12 protein-coding genes are annotated in these 18,029 nt (G+C 70.8%); 3 read left to right on the top strand and 9 right to left on the bottom strand.

Features of this window, described 5'->3' with window-relative positions:
• Window positions 1-93: 93 nt before the first annotated feature.
• The 5 genes from WMF44_RS02065 to WMF44_RS02045 all read right to left on the bottom strand — a co-directional run bounded on the left by WMF44_RS02065 (window position 94) and on the right by WMF44_RS02045 (window position 6,551).
• Window positions 94-1,740: a fumarate hydratase gene (locus WMF44_RS02065; protein ID WP_437297443.1), complete on the bottom strand. Its 1,647-nt coding sequence runs from the start codon at window positions 1,738-1,740 to the stop codon at window positions 94-96.
• A gap of 137 nt (window positions 1,741-1,877) precedes the next feature.
• A complete protein-coding gene (locus WMF44_RS02060) occupies window positions 1,878-2,651 on the bottom strand; it encodes a thioesterase II family protein (RefSeq protein WP_437297442.1) in 774 nt (257 codons plus the stop codon).
• Window positions 2,652-2,693: 42 nt separating this feature from the next.
• Window positions 2,694-3,644, bottom strand: coding sequence for a hypothetical protein (locus tag WMF44_RS02055; protein ID WP_437297441.1), 951 nt, complete (start codon window positions 3,642-3,644; stop codon window positions 2,694-2,696).
• Window positions 3,645-3,831: 187 nt separating this feature from the next.
• Window positions 3,832-4,836: a PEGA domain-containing protein gene (locus tag WMF44_RS02050; protein WP_437297440.1), complete on the bottom strand. Its 1,005-nt coding sequence runs from the start codon at window positions 4,834-4,836 to the stop codon at window positions 3,832-3,834.
• The gene (locus WMF44_RS02045; RefSeq protein ID WP_437297439.1) at window positions 4,833-6,551 is read right to left on the bottom strand and encodes a serine/threonine protein kinase; all 1,719 of its coding nucleotides are present in this window, start codon (window positions 6,549-6,551) and stop codon (window positions 4,833-4,835) included. The genes WMF44_RS02050 and WMF44_RS02045 overlap by 4 nt, the downstream gene beginning before the upstream one ends.
• 199 nt (window positions 6,552-6,750) lie before the next feature.
• Between WMF44_RS02045 and WMF44_RS02040 the strand changes: the two genes are divergently transcribed.
• Complete coding sequence (locus WMF44_RS02040) at window positions 6,751-8,247, top strand: hypothetical protein (protein WP_437297438.1); 1,497 nt, start codon at window positions 6,751-6,753, stop codon at window positions 8,245-8,247.
• Between the two features lie 178 nt (window positions 8,248-8,425).
• On the opposite strand, the gene WMF44_RS02035 is transcribed toward WMF44_RS02040, so the two are convergent.
• The 4 genes from WMF44_RS02035 to WMF44_RS02020 form a co-directional block, all read right to left on the bottom strand.
• Window positions 8,426-10,393: a 4-alpha-glucanotransferase gene (locus WMF44_RS02035; RefSeq protein ID WP_437297437.1), complete on the bottom strand. Its 1,968-nt coding sequence runs from the start codon at window positions 10,391-10,393 to the stop codon at window positions 8,426-8,428.
• A gap of 112 nt (window positions 10,394-10,505) precedes the next feature.
• Complete coding sequence (locus WMF44_RS02030) at window positions 10,506-12,377, bottom strand: sensor histidine kinase (RefSeq protein WP_437297436.1); 1,872 nt, start codon at window positions 12,375-12,377, stop codon at window positions 10,506-10,508.
• Window positions 12,378-12,402: 25 nt separating this feature from the next.
• Complete coding sequence (locus tag WMF44_RS02025; protein ID WP_437297435.1) at window positions 12,403-13,596, bottom strand: FIST signal transduction protein; 1,194 nt, start codon at window positions 13,594-13,596, stop codon at window positions 12,403-12,405.
• Window positions 13,597-14,116: 520 nt separating this feature from the next.
• The gene (locus WMF44_RS02020; RefSeq protein WP_437297434.1) at window positions 14,117-15,202 is read right to left on the bottom strand and encodes a hypothetical protein; all 1,086 of its coding nucleotides are present in this window, start codon (window positions 15,200-15,202) and stop codon (window positions 14,117-14,119) included.
• Window positions 15,203-15,232: 30 nt separating this feature from the next.
• Here WMF44_RS02020 and WMF44_RS02015 point away from each other — a divergent pair, with 30 nt between their 5' ends.
• Together WMF44_RS02015 and WMF44_RS02010 are read left to right on the top strand one after the other, a co-directional pair.
• On the top strand, window positions 15,233-16,471 hold the full coding sequence (locus WMF44_RS02015; RefSeq protein WP_437297433.1) for a class I SAM-dependent rRNA methyltransferase: 1,239 nt from the start codon (window positions 15,233-15,235) through the stop codon (window positions 16,469-16,471).
• Between the two features lie 525 nt (window positions 16,472-16,996).
• Window positions 16,997-17,578, top strand: coding sequence for a cupin domain-containing protein (locus WMF44_RS02010; RefSeq protein WP_437297432.1), 582 nt, complete (start codon window positions 16,997-16,999; stop codon window positions 17,576-17,578).
• Window positions 17,579-18,029: the final 451 nt, after the last annotated feature.

The following is an 18,029-nucleotide window of genomic DNA, read 5'->3' as shown; positions in this document are numbered from 1 at the left end:
TGAACAGGCGCCAAGACGCCTCGAATGTGACCATTTGCCTCGGTCACCCTCGTCATCCCCTGATGGCAGGCCGCGATTCCCGGGCTCCGGACGTCAGCCGGCGACTTCGAGCTTCCGGCCGGCCGGCTTGTTGATGTCGGCGAAGAAGTCGTTGCCCTTGTCGTCCACGACGATGAAGGCGGGGAAATCCTCGACCTCGATCTTCCAGACCGCCTCCATGCCGAGCTCGGGGTACTCGAGCACCTCGACCTTCTTGATGCAGTCCTTCGCGAGGCGCGCGGCCGGACCGCCGATCGAGCCCAGGTAGAAGCCGCCGTGCTTCTTGCACGCCGCGGTGACGGCGGGCGAGCGGTTGCCCTTCGCGAGCATGACGTAGCTGCCGCCGTTCGCCTGGAAGAGGTCGACGTACGCGTCCATCCGGCCGGCCGTGGTGGGGCCGAACGAGCCGGAGGCGTAGCCCGCGGGCGTCTTCGCGGGCCCGGCGTAGTAGACCATGAACTCCTGCAGGTAGCTCGGCATGCCGTCGCCGCGATCGAGGCGCTCCTTGATCTTCGCGTGCGCGATGTCCCGCGCGACGATCATCGGGCCGCTCAGCGAGAGCCGCGTGCGGATGGGGTACCTCGAGAGCTCCGCGCGGATCTCGCTCATGGGACGGCGGAGGTCGAGCTTCACGACCTCGCCCTCGAGATCCGCGTCCGTCGTGTCGGGCAGGTACTTCGCGGGATCGGTCTCGAGCTGCTCGAGGAAGATGCCCTCGCGCGTGATCTTGCCGAGCGCCTGACGATCCGCGGAGCACGAGACGGCGATGCCGACAGGGCACGAGGCGCCGTGGCGCGGCAGGCGGATGACCCGGACGTCGTGGCAGAAGTGCTTGCCCCCGAACTGCGCCCCGATCCCCGTCCGCTGCGCGAGCTCGAGCACCTTCTGCTCGAGCTCGCGGTCGCGGAAGCCGCGCCCGCGCGCGTTGCCGTCGGCCGGGAGCGTGTCGAGGTAGCGCGCCGAGGCGAGCTTCGCGACCTTGAGCGTGTACTCGGCCGACGTGCCGCCGACGACGATGGCGAGGTGGTACGGCGGGCACGCCGCGGTGCCGAGCGCGCGGATCTTCGCCTCGACGAAGGAGAGCAGGCTCTCCGGGTTCAGGAGCGCCTTGGTCTCCTGGTAAAGATAGCTCTTGTTCGCGGAGCCGCCGCCCTTCGCCATGAACAGGAGCTTGTAGGCGTCGCCGTCCGTCGCGAAGATCTCGATCTGCGCAGGGAGGTTGTCGTTCGTGTTGACCTCCCGGTACATGTCGAGCGGCGCGAGCTGCGAATAGCGCAGGTTCTGCGCGCGGTAGGTCTCGAAGACGCCGCGCGCGATCGCCGCCTCGTCGCCGCCGCCCGTGAAGACGAGCTGGCCCTTCTTGCCCATGACGACGGCCGTGCCTGTGTCCTGGCACGACGGGAGCACGCCCCCCGCGGCGATGCTCGCGTTCTTGAGGAGCTCGAGGGCGACGAAGCGATCGTTCGACGAAGCCTCGGGATCGCCGAGGATCCGCGCGAGCTGCGCGAGGTGACCGGGCCGGAGGAGGTGGGCGATGTCGCGCATCGCCTCGCGCGCGAGCAGGGTGAGCCCCTCCGGCTCGACCTTGAGGAACGTCGAGCCGGCGGCCTCGAAGGTCGAGACATGGTCGCGGCTGACGAGGCGGTACGGGGTCTCATCATGGCCGAGGGGGAGCATGTCCTGGTACTGGAAATCGGTCATCGTTCGGGTCTCCGGGGAAGCAGAGGGGCAGACAGGCAGAGAGAAAGAGAAAGAGAGGAGAGAGGCAGAGAGGCTGCGGGTCCCTCCTTCTTTGCATGGCTCCCGCCCCGGGCTCAACACCCACCCAGCGTCGGCCGTCACGCGGGGAGCGCGCGCTCGACGTCGCCGAGGACGGCCGAGATCGACCGCAGGAGCGGCTCCCGGGCGCTCCGCAGGAAGAAGTGTCCGCCGGGGAACATCTCGACCCGGAAAGCTCCGCGCGTGTGAGGGCGCCAGCCCTCGAGATCGGCGCGGTCCGCGCGCTCGTCGTCGAGGCCCCCGAACGCGGAGATCGGACACTCGAGCGGGGCCCCCGGGACGAACGGCTCGACCTCGTTGACCGCGAAATCCGCGCGCAGGACAGGCAGGAAGAGCGCCAGGAGCTCCGGGTCGCGCAGCACCTCGTCGGGCGTGCCCCCCATGCGGCGGATCCGCTCCAGAAACTCGGGCTCGGGCAGGCCATGGAGCGGATCCGAGCCGCGAACGTGAGGCGGGCGCCGGCCGGACACGAAGAGGTGGCGCGGCAGCGGTGCTCCCCGACGGCGGAGCTCGCGCGCGAGCTCGAAGCAGACGAGCGCGCCGAGGCTGTGGCCATACAGCGCGAACGGCTTCGTGAGCCATGGGTCGAGCGCGGTGGCGAGGGCCTGGACGAGCGGCGTGAGGCGCTCGAACGGCGGCTCGCTCATGCGCGCCTCCCGGCCGGGGAGCTTGAGCGCGCAGAGCTCCGTGTGCGCGGGAAGCTCGCGCCACCAGGCGCTGTAGATCGACGAGCCGCCGCCCGCATAGGGCGCACAGAAGAGTCGAAGCCGGGCAGCAGGGTTCGGCCTCGGCACGCCGACCCAGGGGTCGCGGCTCGGGCTGGGGGTCGTCATCACGGGGCGCTCAGCGTAGCTCGCCCCTCCGGCGCTCGCTCCCTACCATTTGCTGCCCAGGGCGACGCGGATGGTGGCGACCTTCCCCTGATCGAGGCCGAAGCCGAGATCGTCGTCGAGCGCGACAAGCGCGCCGACGCGGGTGAAAGAGCCCTTCACGAGCGGCTCCCAGCCGACGAACGGCTCCGCCGCGAGCTGGGCCGAGTTGCTCGAGGAGAGAGGGAACGCCGCCTGAAGGCGCATGCCGATGCCAAAGTTCCCGAACGGGCGGAACTCGATCTCGTTTCCCTGCTCGATCACGGTCTTCGTGTCCTCCCCGTCCCGGGTCGGAAAGAAGACCTGACTCGCGAGATCGTGAGTGAAGAACAGGACCTTGCCGACGTTGATCTCGGTCCCGACGCGCGCCCGGAAGGCCCAGTGCGCGAGCAGCACGCGCTGCGCATCGAAGTAAGCCCGCGCGGGGAAGTTCGCCACCGACGCGACCTCGAGCTCCGCGCCCGGGTGCGGGTGGAGCGGGATCGTCAAGCTCATGCCGCCGAAGAGCGCGAGGATGGGAAGGGCGTTGGCAGCGTAGTGGAGGCCGAACGTGGGATTGCCGATGAAGAACTGGCTGTATCCTGCGCCGCTCGTGAACCGCCTGCCGAACAGGTCTGTCGACTGGGGGCCCGAGACGTCGCCGTAGGCGAACGGGATCTCCGCGTCGAGGTGGAGGCCCGCGAAGAGCTTGTACTGGGCGGCGGCGGTGATGGCGACGCCGAGCCGCGACGACTCCTCGACGGACGCCTCTTCGCCGGCGGCCGCCGCGATCTCCCGCTGGTAAGACGAGCTCAGGACGTCGATCTCGAAGCCGAACCGGCCTCCCTGGCTCTTCGCCCAGCGCTCCTTCGTCTTGTCCGTGACGGGCTGCCGCGGCGCCGCCTCTTGCGCGAGCGCAGGCGTGGCCAGGGAGAGCATGAGGAACAGGGTCCCAAGAGACGCTTTGGTCGTGCTCACCTGGTGTCTCCCATCTCGTTCTCGACTCGCGGGCAGCGCGGGTGATTGACCACCTTGTCGCACCGTCGCCGCGGCGTCGCACGGGAGAAGCCCCCATGACCGCGGCGATCGCCCGGATCAATGCAGCTCCAGCGCGCTGGATGCAAGCGTTTTGACCGTCGCGACCCTGCGACGCTCTGCGTCGGTCCTAGAAAGAGCCCGCGAGCTCGAGAGACGCCGGCGCGATCGTGAGCCTCACCGGAGGAGATGACGCGCGCTCTCCATCGCCGCGCTCCGGGCCCGCGCCAGCGACAGTGAGGTAGATCGAGATGCCGCCGGCGAGCACGGCGGCGCCCGCGAGCAGGTCGGTGGTGAGCGCGAGCGCCTCGCTCCTCGCCCGCGCTCGCTCGACGGCGCGGGCGTCGCCGGGATACCGATCGAGCTCCGCGTCGAGGTCCCCGGAAGCGCCGAGCGCGAGGACCCCGGTGGCGGCCGCGCCCACGGCGAGCGCGCCGGTCGCGAGCCAGGGGAACGCGGGCACGCTCCGCTGCTGGCGAGGCGCGCGGTCCATCCGCAGCGCGCCCGGCGGCGCCGGCGGCGGAGCCGGCGCGCCGCCCGCGCCCTCGCCGGGGCTCTGCAGGGCCCGCGCTTCGGGGAGCGCGATCTTGAGCCGAACGTGATCGCCGCCGGCCACGTCGACGACCCTCAACACGGCCGGGCGGCCCGGCGCCTCGGCGGCGATGCGGCGGCGCCCGGCGCTCATCAGAAGGGGCTCAGGGAGCGGCGTCTTGCCCGCCGGCACGCCGTCCACGGTGATCTCGACGTCCGGCGCCGAGGTCGAGATCTCCACCGTCGCGACGCGGCTCCGCAGGACGGCGATGTCCCGCTCCACCTCGGCCCGCCGGCCGCCCGGGATCCGCTCGCCACCGTCGGCGAGGTACCTCTCGAAGGCGCGCAGCGCGCAGGCGTAGTCCTTGAGCTGATAACACGTACCTGCGATATTGTAGAGCACCTGATATGCGGGCGCGAGCTCGTAGGCGCGGCGAAACTCGATGAGCGCAGCGCCATAATCCACCTCGTTGTAGAGCTCGACGCCTCGCCGGAAGCGGGCGTCGGCCTCCTCGGTCTTGTTACCGGCAGGCTGAGCGAACGCGCCGAGCGGGGCGCTGAGCACGATCGCGGCGCAGAGGGCGAGCGCTCTCGGGGTGTTCATCGGGCGTACGGGCTCTCCAGATCGATCCCCCGCTTCGGCTTCTGCTCGGCAGACGGCGGCGCGGGCGCGCTCGACGGCGGCGCGGGCGCGCTCGACGGCGGCGCGGGCGCGCTCGACGGCGGCGCCGTGGCGACGCTCACCGGGGCGCTCCGACCGATGGCGGCGAGCCTCCCTGGCTGCGCTTCCGGTTCGCTCTTCAACGCGAGGCTCAAGAAGAGATCGTTGCTCGCCGTGACCTTCTCTTCCTGCGCGAGGAACCCCGGCGCCTCCGCGCGGATGACGTGCGCGCGGCCATCCCTGGCGAGGCGGCCCTCGTAGGCGCCGGTCGACATCGGCGAGCCGTCGATGGAGACCGTCGCGTCGACCGGCGAGACGCGGACGACGAGGCGGATGGCCTCTTCCTGCTTCGGAGCGGGCTCCGCCGCAGGCCGCGCGGCGACCTGCGCCTCCTGGTGATCGCTCGCGGCGATCCTCCATGGCTGCGCGCGCAAGACCCCGACGCTCACGGCTCCGCCGATGGCGACGAAGGTGACCGCGATCACGACGATCGCGCGGTTCGGGCGCGCGGGGCGCTCCTTCGCGCCGGTCATGCTGACCGAGGGCAGCATCGAGCTCCCGTCCGAGGAGGCGCTGACCGCCGCAGGCGCAGTCAAGGTCGGCGTCATCGACATCGGACCGGCGCTCAGCTTCGGCAGGTCGGGCGTCAGCGTGACCCTCGGAGAGCTCCCGGTCCAGCGCACGCCGCGCAGCTGCTCCTCCACGACTTGCTTGATCCGCGCCCGGTCGTCCGCGAACTGGCCGGCAACGATCTCGCCGGCCTCCCGCGCGGACATGCCCCGGTGGCGCTCGCCGAGCCAGCGCTCGAGATCCGCCTGCAGCTCGGCCGCGGAGGCATGACGGTCCTCGAGCGCGGGCGCGAGCGCCCTCTGGCAGATCCGCTCGATCTCGGGGTCGAGCTCGACCCTGGACGCCTCTTCCGCGAGCCTCGGGACCTCTCCGATGGCGAGCCGCCCGAGGATCGCGAGGTCGTTGAAGCCCTTCCACATGCGCCTCCGGGCGATCGCCTCCCAGAGGATCACCCCCACCGAGAAGACGTCGGAGCGCCGGTCGACGCGCTCTCCGCGCGCTTGCTCCGGCGACATGTACGAGACCTTGCCCTTGAGCGTTCCGGTGCGCGTCTCCGTCAGCGAGTCGGCCGCCTTGGCGATGCCGAAGTCGACCACCTTGATCACGCCATCATAGGTGACGAAGATGTTCTGCGGGCTCACGTCGCGGTGGACGACGTGGAGGGGTGTTCCGTCGAAATCGCGCAGGTCGTGCGCGTGATGGAGCCCGGCCAGCGCGTCGCACAGGACGCGAACCTGGAGCGGGAGCGGCACCTTGTCGTGCCCCATGCGGGAGCGAATGCTGCCGAGCGGCTGGCCGTCGAGGTACTCCATGGCGATGAAGAAGCGCGCTCCCTCGTCGCCGACCTCGTACGTCTGAACGACGTTCGGATGATTCAATCGGGCCGCGAGCCGCGCCTCGTCGAGGAACATCGCGAGGATGTCGGCGTCCTCCACGAGCTCGGGCCGCACCCGCTTCAGCACGACGAGCTTGTTGAATCCCACGGGGCCCTGGGCGACCGCGAGGCAGACGTCGGCCATACCTCCCCTGCCGATCTCGGCGATCGGGCGATATTTCCGCCAACCATTGGGATCGCTGGGAGCGCTCATTCGACCTGTGCCGGATCGATCCCCAGAGGGAGGCCAGCCCGGCCCGGAGAATGCCCGCGACCTGTTACCTCGAAGCGGCCGTCATGTGACGTTCTCGCGAATGCGATGGCCTGTCAGCGACGGTTTCGCCACGTCCCTATCGGCCGGACAGCGCGGCCCTGCTTGACAGAGACGATTCACTTGCCATCGGGTGATTGCAATGAACCACGAGCGCAGCCCCGTCGATTCACCACCTGCCGCCGCCCTCGCGCTGGCCATGGGCGCGCTCGCCACCAGCGCCCTCGCGTGCTCGCTCATCATCGAGCAGCGGGATGTGCAATGCGCTTCCGACGCGGACTGCGCGCAGTTCGACGGCGCCATCTGCGATCGCACGGACAGCGTCTGCGTCCCCTCGTCGAGCGGCTCAGCCGGCGGCGAGGGCGGCAACACGCCAGGCGGGTGCGCGGCGGCCGACAAGCCGACCGTCGAGATCACCGGGGATATCACGGAGGATTTCACGCTCAGATGTGACAAGAAGTACATCCTCAAGGGCCAGGTGAACGTCTCGGCCGGGGCGACGCTGACCATCGAGAAGGGCACGACCGTCCTCGGCGAGACGAACCCGCAGGTCCCCGCGACGCTCGTTGTGCACCCCGGATCCAAGCTCATCGCCGTGGGCACCCGGGATGAGCCCATCGTGTTCACGAGCAGCAAGGCCCCGGAGGATCGCATGGCCGGCGATTGGGGCGGCGTCATCCTCCTCGGCAACGCGCCGACCAACCACGTGGACGCGAACGGCGCACGCACCCCGGGCCAGATCGAGGGGTTGACGAACAACGGGCGATACGGGGGCATCGACGAGAACGACTCGAGCGGCACGCTCAAATACGTGCGCATCGAGTACTCCGGCGTGAAGCTCGCGCCGAACAACGAGATCAACGGGCTCACCCTCGGCGGGGTCGGCAGGGGGACGATCATCGATTTCGTCCAGGTGAGGCACGTGTCCGACGACTGCTTCGAGTTCTTCGGGGGCACGGTGAACGCAAAGCACCTCGCCTGTCAGTACAGCGGAGACGACGCCTTCGACTGGGACCAAGGTTATCGCGGAGAGCTCCAGTTCCTCGTGGCGCAGCAGGACCCGAACGTCGCGGAGGAGACGAACGGGTTCGAGGGGGACAACGACCCGCTCGCGCTCACGCCGGCGCTCGAGCCTCGGAGCGAGCCGACGATCTACAACGCGACGCTCTGCGGGAAAGGCGTGGACGTGGGCAAGGAGCAGTACGGCATCCTCCTCCGCCGATCGACGAAGGTGAACATCGCCAACACGATCGTCACGGGCTTCGAGTCGGGCCTCGACGTGCGCGACCCGGATCCCGAGCAGAACATAGCGAGCTCGATCTTCTTCAATCTGGTGAATGACCTCGCCTACGCCGAGACGAGCGACGGGACAGGCATCCTCCAGGACGACGACGGCGGCTTCGATGAGATCGCGTTCCTGAGCGAGCCCGATCGGAAGAATCGGGAGGAGGACCCGGGTATCCAGGGCTGCTTCGACCCGTCCGCGCCCGTGTTCGGTCCCGCGACGTCCCTGACGAAGGACGCGGTCGTGCCGCCGGACGGGTTCTTCGACGCGAGCGCCGCGTTCATCGGGGCGTTCAAGGATGCGAGCGATACATGGGCCACGTCGGGAAAGTGGGCCGTGTGGAGCCCGAAGTAGCGCTACGGTGGGAAGTCAGACCGAAAGCCAACGGCCATGACGCCAAGGACGCCAAGGACGCCAAGAGATCGGGGGAATAGGACCGAAGAGTGTCAGGGCGACGCGTCCACATCTCTCCTGGCGTCCTTGGCGTCATGGCGGTCGTTCTGCTGATCCGGCGCAACGTCCCGCAGGAGAGCTAGCGCGGGCAGCGCTCCAGGCGCCGGGCGAGGTTCCCGCGCTCCGCCGACTCCGCGCCCCCCCGAGCGCGCAGCGCGAGCGCGAGCGCGCGCGGGAGATCGAGGGCCGCGCCGCGCGCGCGCATCTCCAGATAGGACCGCTCGTAATCGCGAGGGACCCGCAGCGACCAGTTGTGGTCGCCCACCGTGCCGGGCGTGTTGTAGATCTCCTTCATCCCGAGCAGATCGGCGAAGAAGACCATCACGTTCGACGCCGGGCTGGCGAAGAGGTCGGCGATCTTGGCCTGCGCCAGCGCGCGAGGGTCGGACGCGAGCGCGCGCGCCATCGCGCCCTCCTCGGCCGGCGAGGGCGCGAGGCGCGTCGCCAGGTACGCCGCCTGCCGCCCCAGCGCGGCGTCGCGCTCCCAGGTGTCGAGGAGCCTCCAGAGCGGCGGCGTGTCGTGGGTCCCCACCATGATCCAGTCGGCGTGCGCGGCGTTCTCGCTGCGATAGACGTCCTTCGGGTTGTCGAGATCGGCCTTCTGCGTGACCCGGAAGCGCCCCAGCCCGTGCCTATCAAGGACGGCCCCGAGCGGGTACGGGAGCGTGCTCAGGACCTCGCACACGACGTCGGAGATGGCGCGCCCGCGGGCCTCCGCGCAGCGCGCGATCGTGTCGAAAATGACGCTGTAGCGCCCGACCTGCTCCGGAGACAGCGAGGTGACCCAGCCGTCGGCATACCGGGGCACGGCGCGGTTCAGCTGCCCGGGCGAGACGATGGCGTACCGCGCGAGCAACGGGTGCTCCGGCAGGTCGGGCGACGAGAAGAGCCGCGCCCCGCCCTGGACGGCGCGGAGCGGATCGGGGGCGTCGGCCGCATAGACCCAGGGGCAGACGAGCCCGTGCGGATGATCGAGGCGCACCCCGTCGAACTCGTCGAACATCTTGTCCATCCGCGCACGGACGAGCGCGAGCCCGCCGGACGACGCATCCGCGTACTGCGCGGGATCCAGGACAGGGTAGCTCCACACCTGGCCCTCCGGGTTGGTCCGGCTCGGCGGCGCGCCCATCAGATACCCCCTGAGGAAGACCGATTGATAGGCCCAGGCATCCTGAGGCGAGTAGCCTATCTGCAGATCGCCGTAGAGCTTGAGCCCGAGCTCGGCCGTCACCGTCCGGAGCGCCGCGTGCTGCTCGTGCGCGAGGAGCTGGCAGAACGCGTAGAAGCGGAGCTCGTCGCGGTACAGGTCGAGGAGCGCTCTCCTGCGCTCCCGGCACGCGACCACCTCGCCAGGGCCAGGCGCATAGAGGCGTCGGTCCAGCTCCGGCTCGCCAGACCAGCCGTGAAACCAGCCGCTCCGGTGCTCGGCGCAGAGGGGGCCGTAGAGCCCGTCCCTCTCGAGCCACGCCGCGTTCCGCCGTGTGAAGGCGTCGAGGCGGCGCTCGAGATCGCCTAGCTCGCCAAGGTCGCCGGGCTCGCCGCGCCTCCGCCGGCCCTCGAACGACGCGTACGCCTCGCGGAGCGCGGCGCGCTGGGCGCGGTAGGCATGGCCGTGGTGCGCGCGAGCCTCGCTGCCAGGAGGCCGGCCGGCGACGATCTCCCGGAGCGACTCGGGGCGGAGGAGCGCGCCGGAGGGGCCGTCCTCGACCAGCCGGGCGAGCGCGATCGACAGCGTGCTCCGCGAGAAGATGGTGCCGTCGTACGGAGACGCGTTGTCGGCAGAGGTCTCCCCCTGCGGCCCCAGCTGGACGCCGTTGAAGCCGAGATCCCGCGCGAACCGGAGGAATCGGCGCCCCCCCTCGGTATTCGGGGATCCGCGCCCGATGTCCTCCGCGTCGTCCGAGGGAAAGCTCGGATCGTGGATCGCGAGCACGAGGTTGCGGATGCCCAGCAACCCGAGCGCGGCCTCGACGAGCGCCCGCTCGTCATCGCTCCATCGAGCCTCGGCCGGCGCCGCTTCGCCCCTGTCGTTCCCGACGTCCTTCATCGCGGCAAGGTATAGCGATGAACGGATCGGACCGCCAACGCGCAAGGCGAAGAGCCCCTCCTGCCTCGGTGATGTGATGACACCGCTGTACGGCAAACCCCGAATGCCGCTGTCAGGCCCCGAGGCGCGTGCCTGCCGCGACTCCCGATGTCGCGCTCGTGGCCTCCACCATCGGCAGCGTGAAGAAGAACGTGCTGCCCTCGCCCACCTTGCTCTCGACCCAGATCCGCCCGCCGTGCACCTCGACGAGCGCCTTCGCGATCGAGAGGCCGAGCCCGGTGCCCTTGTGGGCCGTCTCCTTCGCCTGCCAGTAGCGCTCGAAGATCCGCGCCCGCTGGTCCTCCGGGATGCCCGGGCCGGTGTCCCGCACCGAGAGGCGCACCTCCCGGCCCCACGGCTCGGCCCGGATCGCGACCTCGCCGCCGGCCGACGTGAACTTGATCGCATTGCCGACGAGGTTGGCGATCACCTGCAGGATCCGCTCGCGATCGCAGAGCGCTCGATCGACGCCGAGCTCGACGCTCTGCTCGAGGCGCAGCGACTTCTCCGCCGCCTCCTCCCGCAGGAGCTCGATGGCGTCGCCGAGCAGGCCTGCGACGTCGTGGGGCACCGGCTGGATCGAGATGTGGCCGCCGTCGAGCTTCGCCAGGTCGAGCAGATCGCGGATGAGGCGGTTCATGCGATCGGCCGCCTTCTGGATGCGCTCGACGGGGCGCCGCACGTCGACCGCCTCGTCCGCGCCCGGCAGCTTCCGGCGCAGGAGGCTCGTGTTCATGACGATGGTGGCGAGCGGGCTCTTGAGATCGTGCGACACCACCGCGACGAGCTCCTCCCGGGCCCGGATCGCCCGCTGCGCGCTCTCGTACAGCCGCGCGTTGTCGATCGCCAGCGCGGCCCTGCGCCCGAGATCCTCGGCGAGCGCCCGGTCCTCCACGCCGTACATGAGATCGTCGCGGCCGGACGCGATGGTGAGCACGCCGAGCATCGTGCCGCGCGTGACGAGCGGCACGGAGATGTAACGCCGGAGGCCGAGCTCCATGAGGAGCGCCTCGCTGGCCGACACCGGCGGCTCGCTCTCGTACGAGCCGCGCTCGCTCTCCGGGGCGAGGGGCGCGCCCGCGACCTCGCAGAGCGCCGCCTCGCCCGTCTCCAGCACGCGCGCGACGCCGGACGGGAGGACCGAGTCCATCGGCGTCTGGCCCTGCAGGAGGCGCGCGAGCTCGCTCTTCTGGGGATCGGCGTGGACGACGACCGCGCGCCGGAGCATCGCCTCGCGCTCGATGATGTCGACCATGCACCAGTCCGCGACGAACGGGACCGGCAGGCGCGCGACGCGCACCAGCGTCGCCTCGTAATTGAGCGAGCTCGAGAGCAGCCGGCTCGCCTCGGAGAGGAAGGCCGCGCGCCGCTGCGCCGCCTCCGCCGCCGCGCGCCCCGCCTCCGCGGCGGCGAGGTTCCGCGCCCGCTCGCGCTCGTTCTCGATCATGCGGGCGTAGAGCAGGCGGTGCACCAGCGCCGTGCGGAAGGTCGCCGTGAGCCGGCGCATCATGCCCCGGTACCGGGGCGCGAACGGGGGCTCGCTCTCGAAGCAGAGGAGGAGGCTGGACGCGCCGCTGTCGCCCTGCCCCTCCAGCGAAAAGTGCCACGTCACGAGCCCGGGCCGCGCGAGCTCGGGGTACGGCAAGGAGAGGCCCGCGCCCGCGCCGTTGGGCTCGCCCGCCCCGGCGGGCGAGCGCGGCGGGATGGGCAGCGCGCGCGAGCTCGCCGACAGGCCGGCGGCGTCGAGGAGCCGCGGGGCCCGCGGGGCCGGCTCGACGAGCACGAGCACGGCGATGCAGCTCAGGCGCTCGGCGAGCCGCTCCAGGAAGACCGCCATCGACTGGTGCGGATCGAAGAGGTCGAGCGCCGCGACCGTGAGCTCCTGGAGGACGCTGAGGAGCGCCAGCCGTTCCTCCTGGATCTCGTGCTCTTCGCCGCTCGCCATGACAGGGCTCCAACCGCTCCCGCGCTCAGGCCCCCAGGGCGAGCACGACAGCGGTCTTGTTGTGAAACTGCGGTACTCCCCGGCCCAACGTACCGACTTCTCCAAAGGTCAGACATCCCATCACCGGGACGCTCTCGCCGAGCTCGCTCTCGAAGGTGGTCAGCTCGTCGCGCACCGTGTCGCCGAGCATCATGCACCGCGAGATGCAGTCGAAGACGAACGCGCCGGCGATGGGCCCGGCCACCGCTTCGCGCGCCGTGGTCGCGGCCTCGCGCGCGGCGCCGACGAGGCCGATGGGGTCGCCCTCCATGACGCGGATGAGGCACCCGTCCGGGACCTCGCCGACGCAGTAGAGCCCCCCCGGCGAGACGACGCGCAGCGGGTCGCGGATGACGTGCTCGCCGTCGGCCTGCGGGATGCCGAGCGGGTGGGTCATGGCGAACGTGGCGAAGCCGTCGATGTTCACCTGATCCCCCCTCGCCCGCGCGGTGCGCTGGTAGACCGAGAAGGCGCCCTCGTACTCGAGCTCGGCGAGGACCGTGCCCTCGGCGCGGGTCACCATCGTGGGCGGGCCATACGGCCGGAAGCCGTGGCGGATGCCGGTCGCCATGCGCGCCGGCGAGTCGATCGCGACAACGACAACGCTGTCCGAGAAGGCGCTGCCGCCCGCGAACTGCGCGGTGCGCACGAAGCGGAGGTTGTCGCCCGCGCCGCCGCCGGCCCAGACGACGCCCGTCCCGCCGACCTCGACCGCGCCGCGCACCACGTCCGCCGCGTTGCCCGTGACCGCGTCCGGCAGCACGATGAGCGCGCGGCTCCACCCGGGGGCGACGGACGAGGGAAACCTCTCGAGGGCGCGCGAGGCGGCGAGCACGCCGGCGCGCCGCCCGTCCTGGCTCACCGGCTGCGCGACCCCGACGCCGACACGCACCGTCTCCGAGGCGACGAGCCCCACCACGAGCCCCTGCCGGAGCAGCCGGCTGCCGGCGAAGACGCCAGCAGTGCAGCACCCCGCCCAGGGGACGCCCGGCAGCTGGCTCGTCACGGCCGCGGCGAGCGCGTCGGCGTCGTACTGGTCCGTCGATAAGACGAGGGCGAATGCCGGTCGCGCCGCATGCTCCGTACGGGAAGACCCGCGGAGCGCCGTCGCCACGGCCTCTGAAGCAGCCTCTCTCGGATCCGCCGCGGAGCTCGCCCCGACAAATACCTGTGTCGCCATGTTCCCTCCCCCCCTCGAAATTTCGGCACTCGCGTTATACTGGAGATTCATCCGATCGTCACGGCGGGTGATTGTCTCATGATGTCATCCGTACAGGGCGCTCCCGTCCGTCGAGCGACTCACGATTTTCCCGGCGCGACGCTCCTTGCCGAAGAGCCAGGCACAGCCGTGAAGAGGCCTGCGAAGCGCTGATCTGCGAGGAGAGAGGGAGGCGCCTGAGACCGAGGGGGCAGGCCCCTCATCCTCCGATAAGACAACGCGCACTGCAAGCGCGGCAGACACGCCGGACACACTCGAGTCGGCCGTACAGGAGCAATCAGGGTCTTGCGCAAAACCTGGACAACACGCCACCACACGGCAGGATCGTGGCATTGCGAACCGCGCTCGATGGGGCCTTGATGCCCGAGGCGGAATCAAGGCGAGTTCACGGCGCGCTGCCAGGCGAGGCGTTGTCGTTCCGTCCGACGAGAGACGGTGAACCCCGGAACCTCGCCGGGAATGGGATGATCCGGGAACAAGCTCAGGGATTCGCCCGCAAGAGCGAGTACGTCAGGGGGTGCCAGAACCCGCCCTGTTCCGCCCCCGGAGCGGCCCCGACGGCGACAAGCACGAACCCCTGACCGTCCCCGATGTCCGCCGCCGGCACGTCGCTGCTCGCCAGGATCTCGCGCATCGGCACCGACGACGTCACCGTCCCCGCGATGGGATCGCGGGTCTCGATCGCGACCTCGTCGAGCGCGCCGAGATCGCTCACCGAGAACCCGGTGAACGGTGGGAACGGCGCGATCGCGCCGTAGGAGAGGTCCTGCGCGAGCGTCGCCCCGGTCGCGTCCTCGCGCCCGGGCGTCAGATCCACATGGACCACCGGCGTCGCCGCGCTCGCGTGCGCGACCTGCAGGCTCACCCTGTCGAACCTCGTCCGCCGCGACATGGCGACCGCGACGAGGCCGGCGGTCGGCGTGTCGATCGAGTAGGCGTCGCCGCAGCCTTCCTTCTCGCTCTCGTGTGTGTGCCCCTCGCCGCCGAGGCATCCGGTGGCGACCACGAGGAGGCTCTTCTCCTCGGCGAACACGGGCGCCGGGAGAACGGGGAGCCCCGCGGCGACGATCGGGGCCGCGGGGCTCCCCGTGCTGCCGGCGAGCGCGAGGATCTCCGCGCAGTCGAGCCCCTCCGTCGCGCGGAGGTCGCCGGCGATCACGTGCGCGCGCAGGCTCGTCCCCGCGGGGATCGCCGCGCCGAGCGGCTCGACCTCCTGGGCCCGGGCGAACGCGAGGCCCGCGGCGGCGGCCGGCCAGGGGTCCACGCCGGCGCCCGTCCCGTCGGGGTACGCGAGGAAGCAGAAGCGGACCGCGTCGTGATCGCTGATGCCGTTGACCACCGTGAGCTTCGTCGGCCCCGGCGGCTCGACCGCGCCGCCGCCCGCGCCCGTTGTCGTCGTCGTCGCGCCGCTCGTTGTCGCTCCCGGGCCGCCGCCGGCGCCGGAGGTGCTCGCCCCGCTCGATGGATCCCGGCCGAGGACGCCGTGGTCCTGCGTGCAGGCTGCCGCGACGGCAAGCGAGATCCCCCCGAGGCAGGCCCATCCGGACGAACGAACTCGGTGCAGCACGCTGCGAGCTTACCGTGCTAGGCGGGGTCGATGCGGGTCCATCTCACCGCGCCAGCCGCCGCCGCCGTCCGCCGCGGCCACCCATGGGTCTACCGAGACGGCATCGCGGACGGCGGGCACGGAAGCAAGCGCGGCGAGGGCAAGCGCGGGGAGCGCGCGCACCGCGGCGGCGCCGCGGCGTCGGGCGACGTCGTCGAGCTGTCGGCCGAGGGCGCGCCGTTCCTCGGGCGGGGGCTCTGGGACGCGGACTCGGCGATCGCCGTCCGCGTCTTCCAGCGCACGCAGGCGCCGCAGCTCGACGAGCGGGCCATCGCCGAGCGGCTCGAGCGCGCCTTCGCCCTGCGCGACGGCTGGTTCGACGGCCGCGACACGACGGCCTACCGGCTGTGCAACGGCGAGGGGGACCGGGTGCCGTCGCTCGTCATCGATCGGTACGACCGCGCCGCGGTGCTCCGCCTCGACGGCGACATGCTGGCGCCCTGGCTCGATCGCCTGCTCCCGCGCCTCGCGCGCGCGCTGGGCGCCCGCGGCGTGCGCTCGATCGGCCTGCGCGCGCGCGCGTCGGCGGCGGGCGAGGACGCGGACGGGAAGAAGCTCGCGCACCTGCACGGGCCGCCGCTGCCGGATCGCCTCTTCGTGAGGGAGACGGGGGTCGCGATGGAGGTCGATCTCGCGCGCGGGCAGAAGACGGGGGCGTTCCTCGACCAGCGCGACAACCGCGCCCGCGTGCGCGCGCTCGCGGCCGGGCGCCGGCGCGTGCTGAACCTCTTCAGCTATGCGGGGGGCTTCTCGGTGGCCGCGGCGCTCGGCGGCGCGGCCCGGGTCACCTCCGTCGACTCGGCGTCGGCCGCGCACGCGTCGGCGCAGCGCACGTTCCGCGAGAACGGCGTGGATCCGGCGGCCCACGAGTTCGTGACGGCGGACGCGTTCGACTTCCTCGAGAAGGCCCGCGCGCGCGGCGACCGGTACGATCTCATCATCTGCGACCCGCCGAGCTTCGCGCCGAGCGAGCGCGCCAAGCCGCGCGCGCTCGGCGCCTACCGGCGGCTGCACGCCGCGGTCGCGCGCGTGCTGGATCGAGGTGGCGTGCTCTGCGCGGCGTCGTGCTCGAGCCACATCACGGCGGAAGACTTCCTGGCGACGCTGGACGACGCCACGCTGGAGCGGGACGACCTGCGGATCCGGGCGATCCACGGGCAGCCGGAGGACCACCCGACGCTGCCGGCGTGGTGGGAGGGGCGGTATCTGAAGTTCGTGGTGCTGGAGTGACGCGCTGACACGCCCGCCGGATTCGCGGCCGGTGACGCAGGCGCTGCCGGCCTGGCGGAAACGGCTGTCCCTGGAATTCGCCAATGACCACGGCGCTGCCGGCCTGGCGGAAACGGCTGTCCCTGGAATTCGCTAATGACCACGGCGCTGCCGGCGCAGCGGAAACGGCTGTCCCTGGAATTCAATGTCGTTCACAAAGGCATGACCGACAGGCGCCGCGGCCGTATCGGCTCTCCGGCGCTCCGCGGGATCGGCAGCATCGCGTCTCCGTCTCGAAGCTTCCGAGCTCCTCCAGAGATCGGCCTTCCCGGGCCACGCTACTACACTGGCCCAGTATTGTCCATTGCTCAGCCAACACACGGCTCACGCGCGTCACCCACGGCGATACGCGCGGCGACAGCGAGCGATAAAGTCGATTCGAAGCAGGGAATCGATCGAGCGCACCGCCATAGCCCGCGGTATCTTTGGAGAAGAGCCGCGCCGATCGCTCCAGGAGCTCGGACGCGGCAGGAAGGGGGATCTATCATGACGACGCTGAAGATCACCCCGGAGCAGATGCGCTCGCGCATCGCGCGGTTCGGCGAGCTCCGGGCTTACGTGAATCACACCGTTGACACCAGCATCCCACAGGAGGCGTTCGACGCCGTGAACCCTCCTCTGTATCTCCTGATGGCGCACGCGGCGGGGGACGCGCGCGAGGGGACAGCGCCGGCCATCGTCGGCCCCAAAGGCATGAGCGTGGGCATCGTCAGCTGCAGGCCTGGCGACAAAGTCCCTATGCACGCACACCGTCGCTCGAGGGAGGTATTTCTGTGCCTCACTGGACGCTTCGCGCTGCGCTGGAACGAGGGCGCCACGGACGAGACGACGCTCGAGCCGTTCGATATGATCGACGTGCCCGTGGGCGTCTACCGGCAGTTCGAGAACGTCGGCCAGGAGCCCGGGCTGCTCCTCGCCATCATCACGGACGAGCGCGAAGACGAGCCGGGCGACATCGTCATCGCGCCCGAGGACAGGGCGCGCTTCGCCGAGCGCTTCGGGCCCGCAATCCTCGAGAAGCTCACGGCGACGACTGGTATGCTCTTCACCGATCCTCCCACAGAGTAGCGCCTGCCCTCGCGGTCCATCCGCGGACAGCCTCCGCCGAGCCACGGAGGCGCCGGCTGTTCAGGGCCAAACGCGGTCCCCTGCCGGCGCGGCCCCGGGCGCGGCGCCGCGCCGCGCCGACCAGAGCAGGGCGCGTCGCGGCTGAATTGTTGGGGCGGGAACTCGGGCGGGAACTCGGGCGGGAACTCGGGCAGGGACTCGAGCGGGCACTCGAACCTGATCGAGATGAGCCTTCTGCTCGTCGCACGAACGATTTTGATCATTCCGCTTGGCAATACCAAGATAAAGGATCATTATTAATTCTGTAGACCAAGAAAAGGTGTCGCCGGGGGAGGCGAAGACGTCGAGTTCTCGCGTGATGGTTCCGTGACAGGCGCACGCCTGATGCGCGCTCTGGGATGAGCTGCGCGCTCGGGAGGAGGAGCGCCATGTCACCGAGGACATCGCTGAG

Origin of the sequence: Sorangium sp. So ce426 (assembly GCF_051475585.1) — a bacterium.
Lineage (GTDB): Bacteria > Myxococcota_A > Polyangia > Polyangiales > Polyangiaceae > Sorangium > Sorangium cellulosum_B.
Note: the sequence above shows the minus strand (reverse complement) of the source record. Positions and strands in the feature narration are given on the sequence as shown.

What these genes read in the sequence shown, in the direction of transcription:
- WMF44_RS02065 (WP_437297443.1), bottom strand. Translation starts at nt 1,740, where the DNA reads ATGACCGATTTCCAGTACCAGGACATGCTCCCCCTCGGCCATGATGAG.
- WMF44_RS02060 (WP_437297442.1), bottom strand. Translation starts at nt 2,651, where the DNA reads ATGACGACCCCCAGCCCGAGCCGCGACCCCTGGGTCGGCGTGCCGAGG.
- WMF44_RS02050 (WP_437297440.1), bottom strand. Translation starts at nt 4,836, where the DNA reads ATGAACACCCCGAGAGCGCTCGCCCTCTGCGCCGCGATCGTGCTCAGC.
- WMF44_RS02045 (WP_437297439.1), bottom strand. Translation starts at nt 6,551, where the DNA reads ATGAGCGCTCCCAGCGATCCCAATGGTTGGCGGAAATATCGCCCGATC.
- WMF44_RS02040 (WP_437297438.1), top strand. Translation starts at nt 6,751, where the DNA reads ATGAACCACGAGCGCAGCCCCGTCGATTCACCACCTGCCGCCGCCCTC.
- WMF44_RS02035 (WP_437297437.1), bottom strand. Translation starts at nt 10,393, where the DNA reads ATGAAGGACGTCGGGAACGACAGGGGCGAAGCGGCGCCGGCCGAGGCT.
- WMF44_RS02030 (WP_437297436.1), bottom strand. Translation starts at nt 12,377, where the DNA reads ATGGCGAGCGGCGAAGAGCACGAGATCCAGGAGGAACGGCTGGCGCTC.
- WMF44_RS02025 (WP_437297435.1), bottom strand. Translation starts at nt 13,596, where the DNA reads ATGGCGACACAGGTATTTGTCGGGGCGAGCTCCGCGGCGGATCCGAGA.
- WMF44_RS02015 (WP_437297433.1), top strand. Translation starts at nt 15,233, where the DNA reads ATGCGGGTCCATCTCACCGCGCCAGCCGCCGCCGCCGTCCGCCGCGGC.
- WMF44_RS02010 (WP_437297432.1), top strand. Translation starts at nt 16,997, where the DNA reads ATGACGACGCTGAAGATCACCCCGGAGCAGATGCGCTCGCGCATCGCG.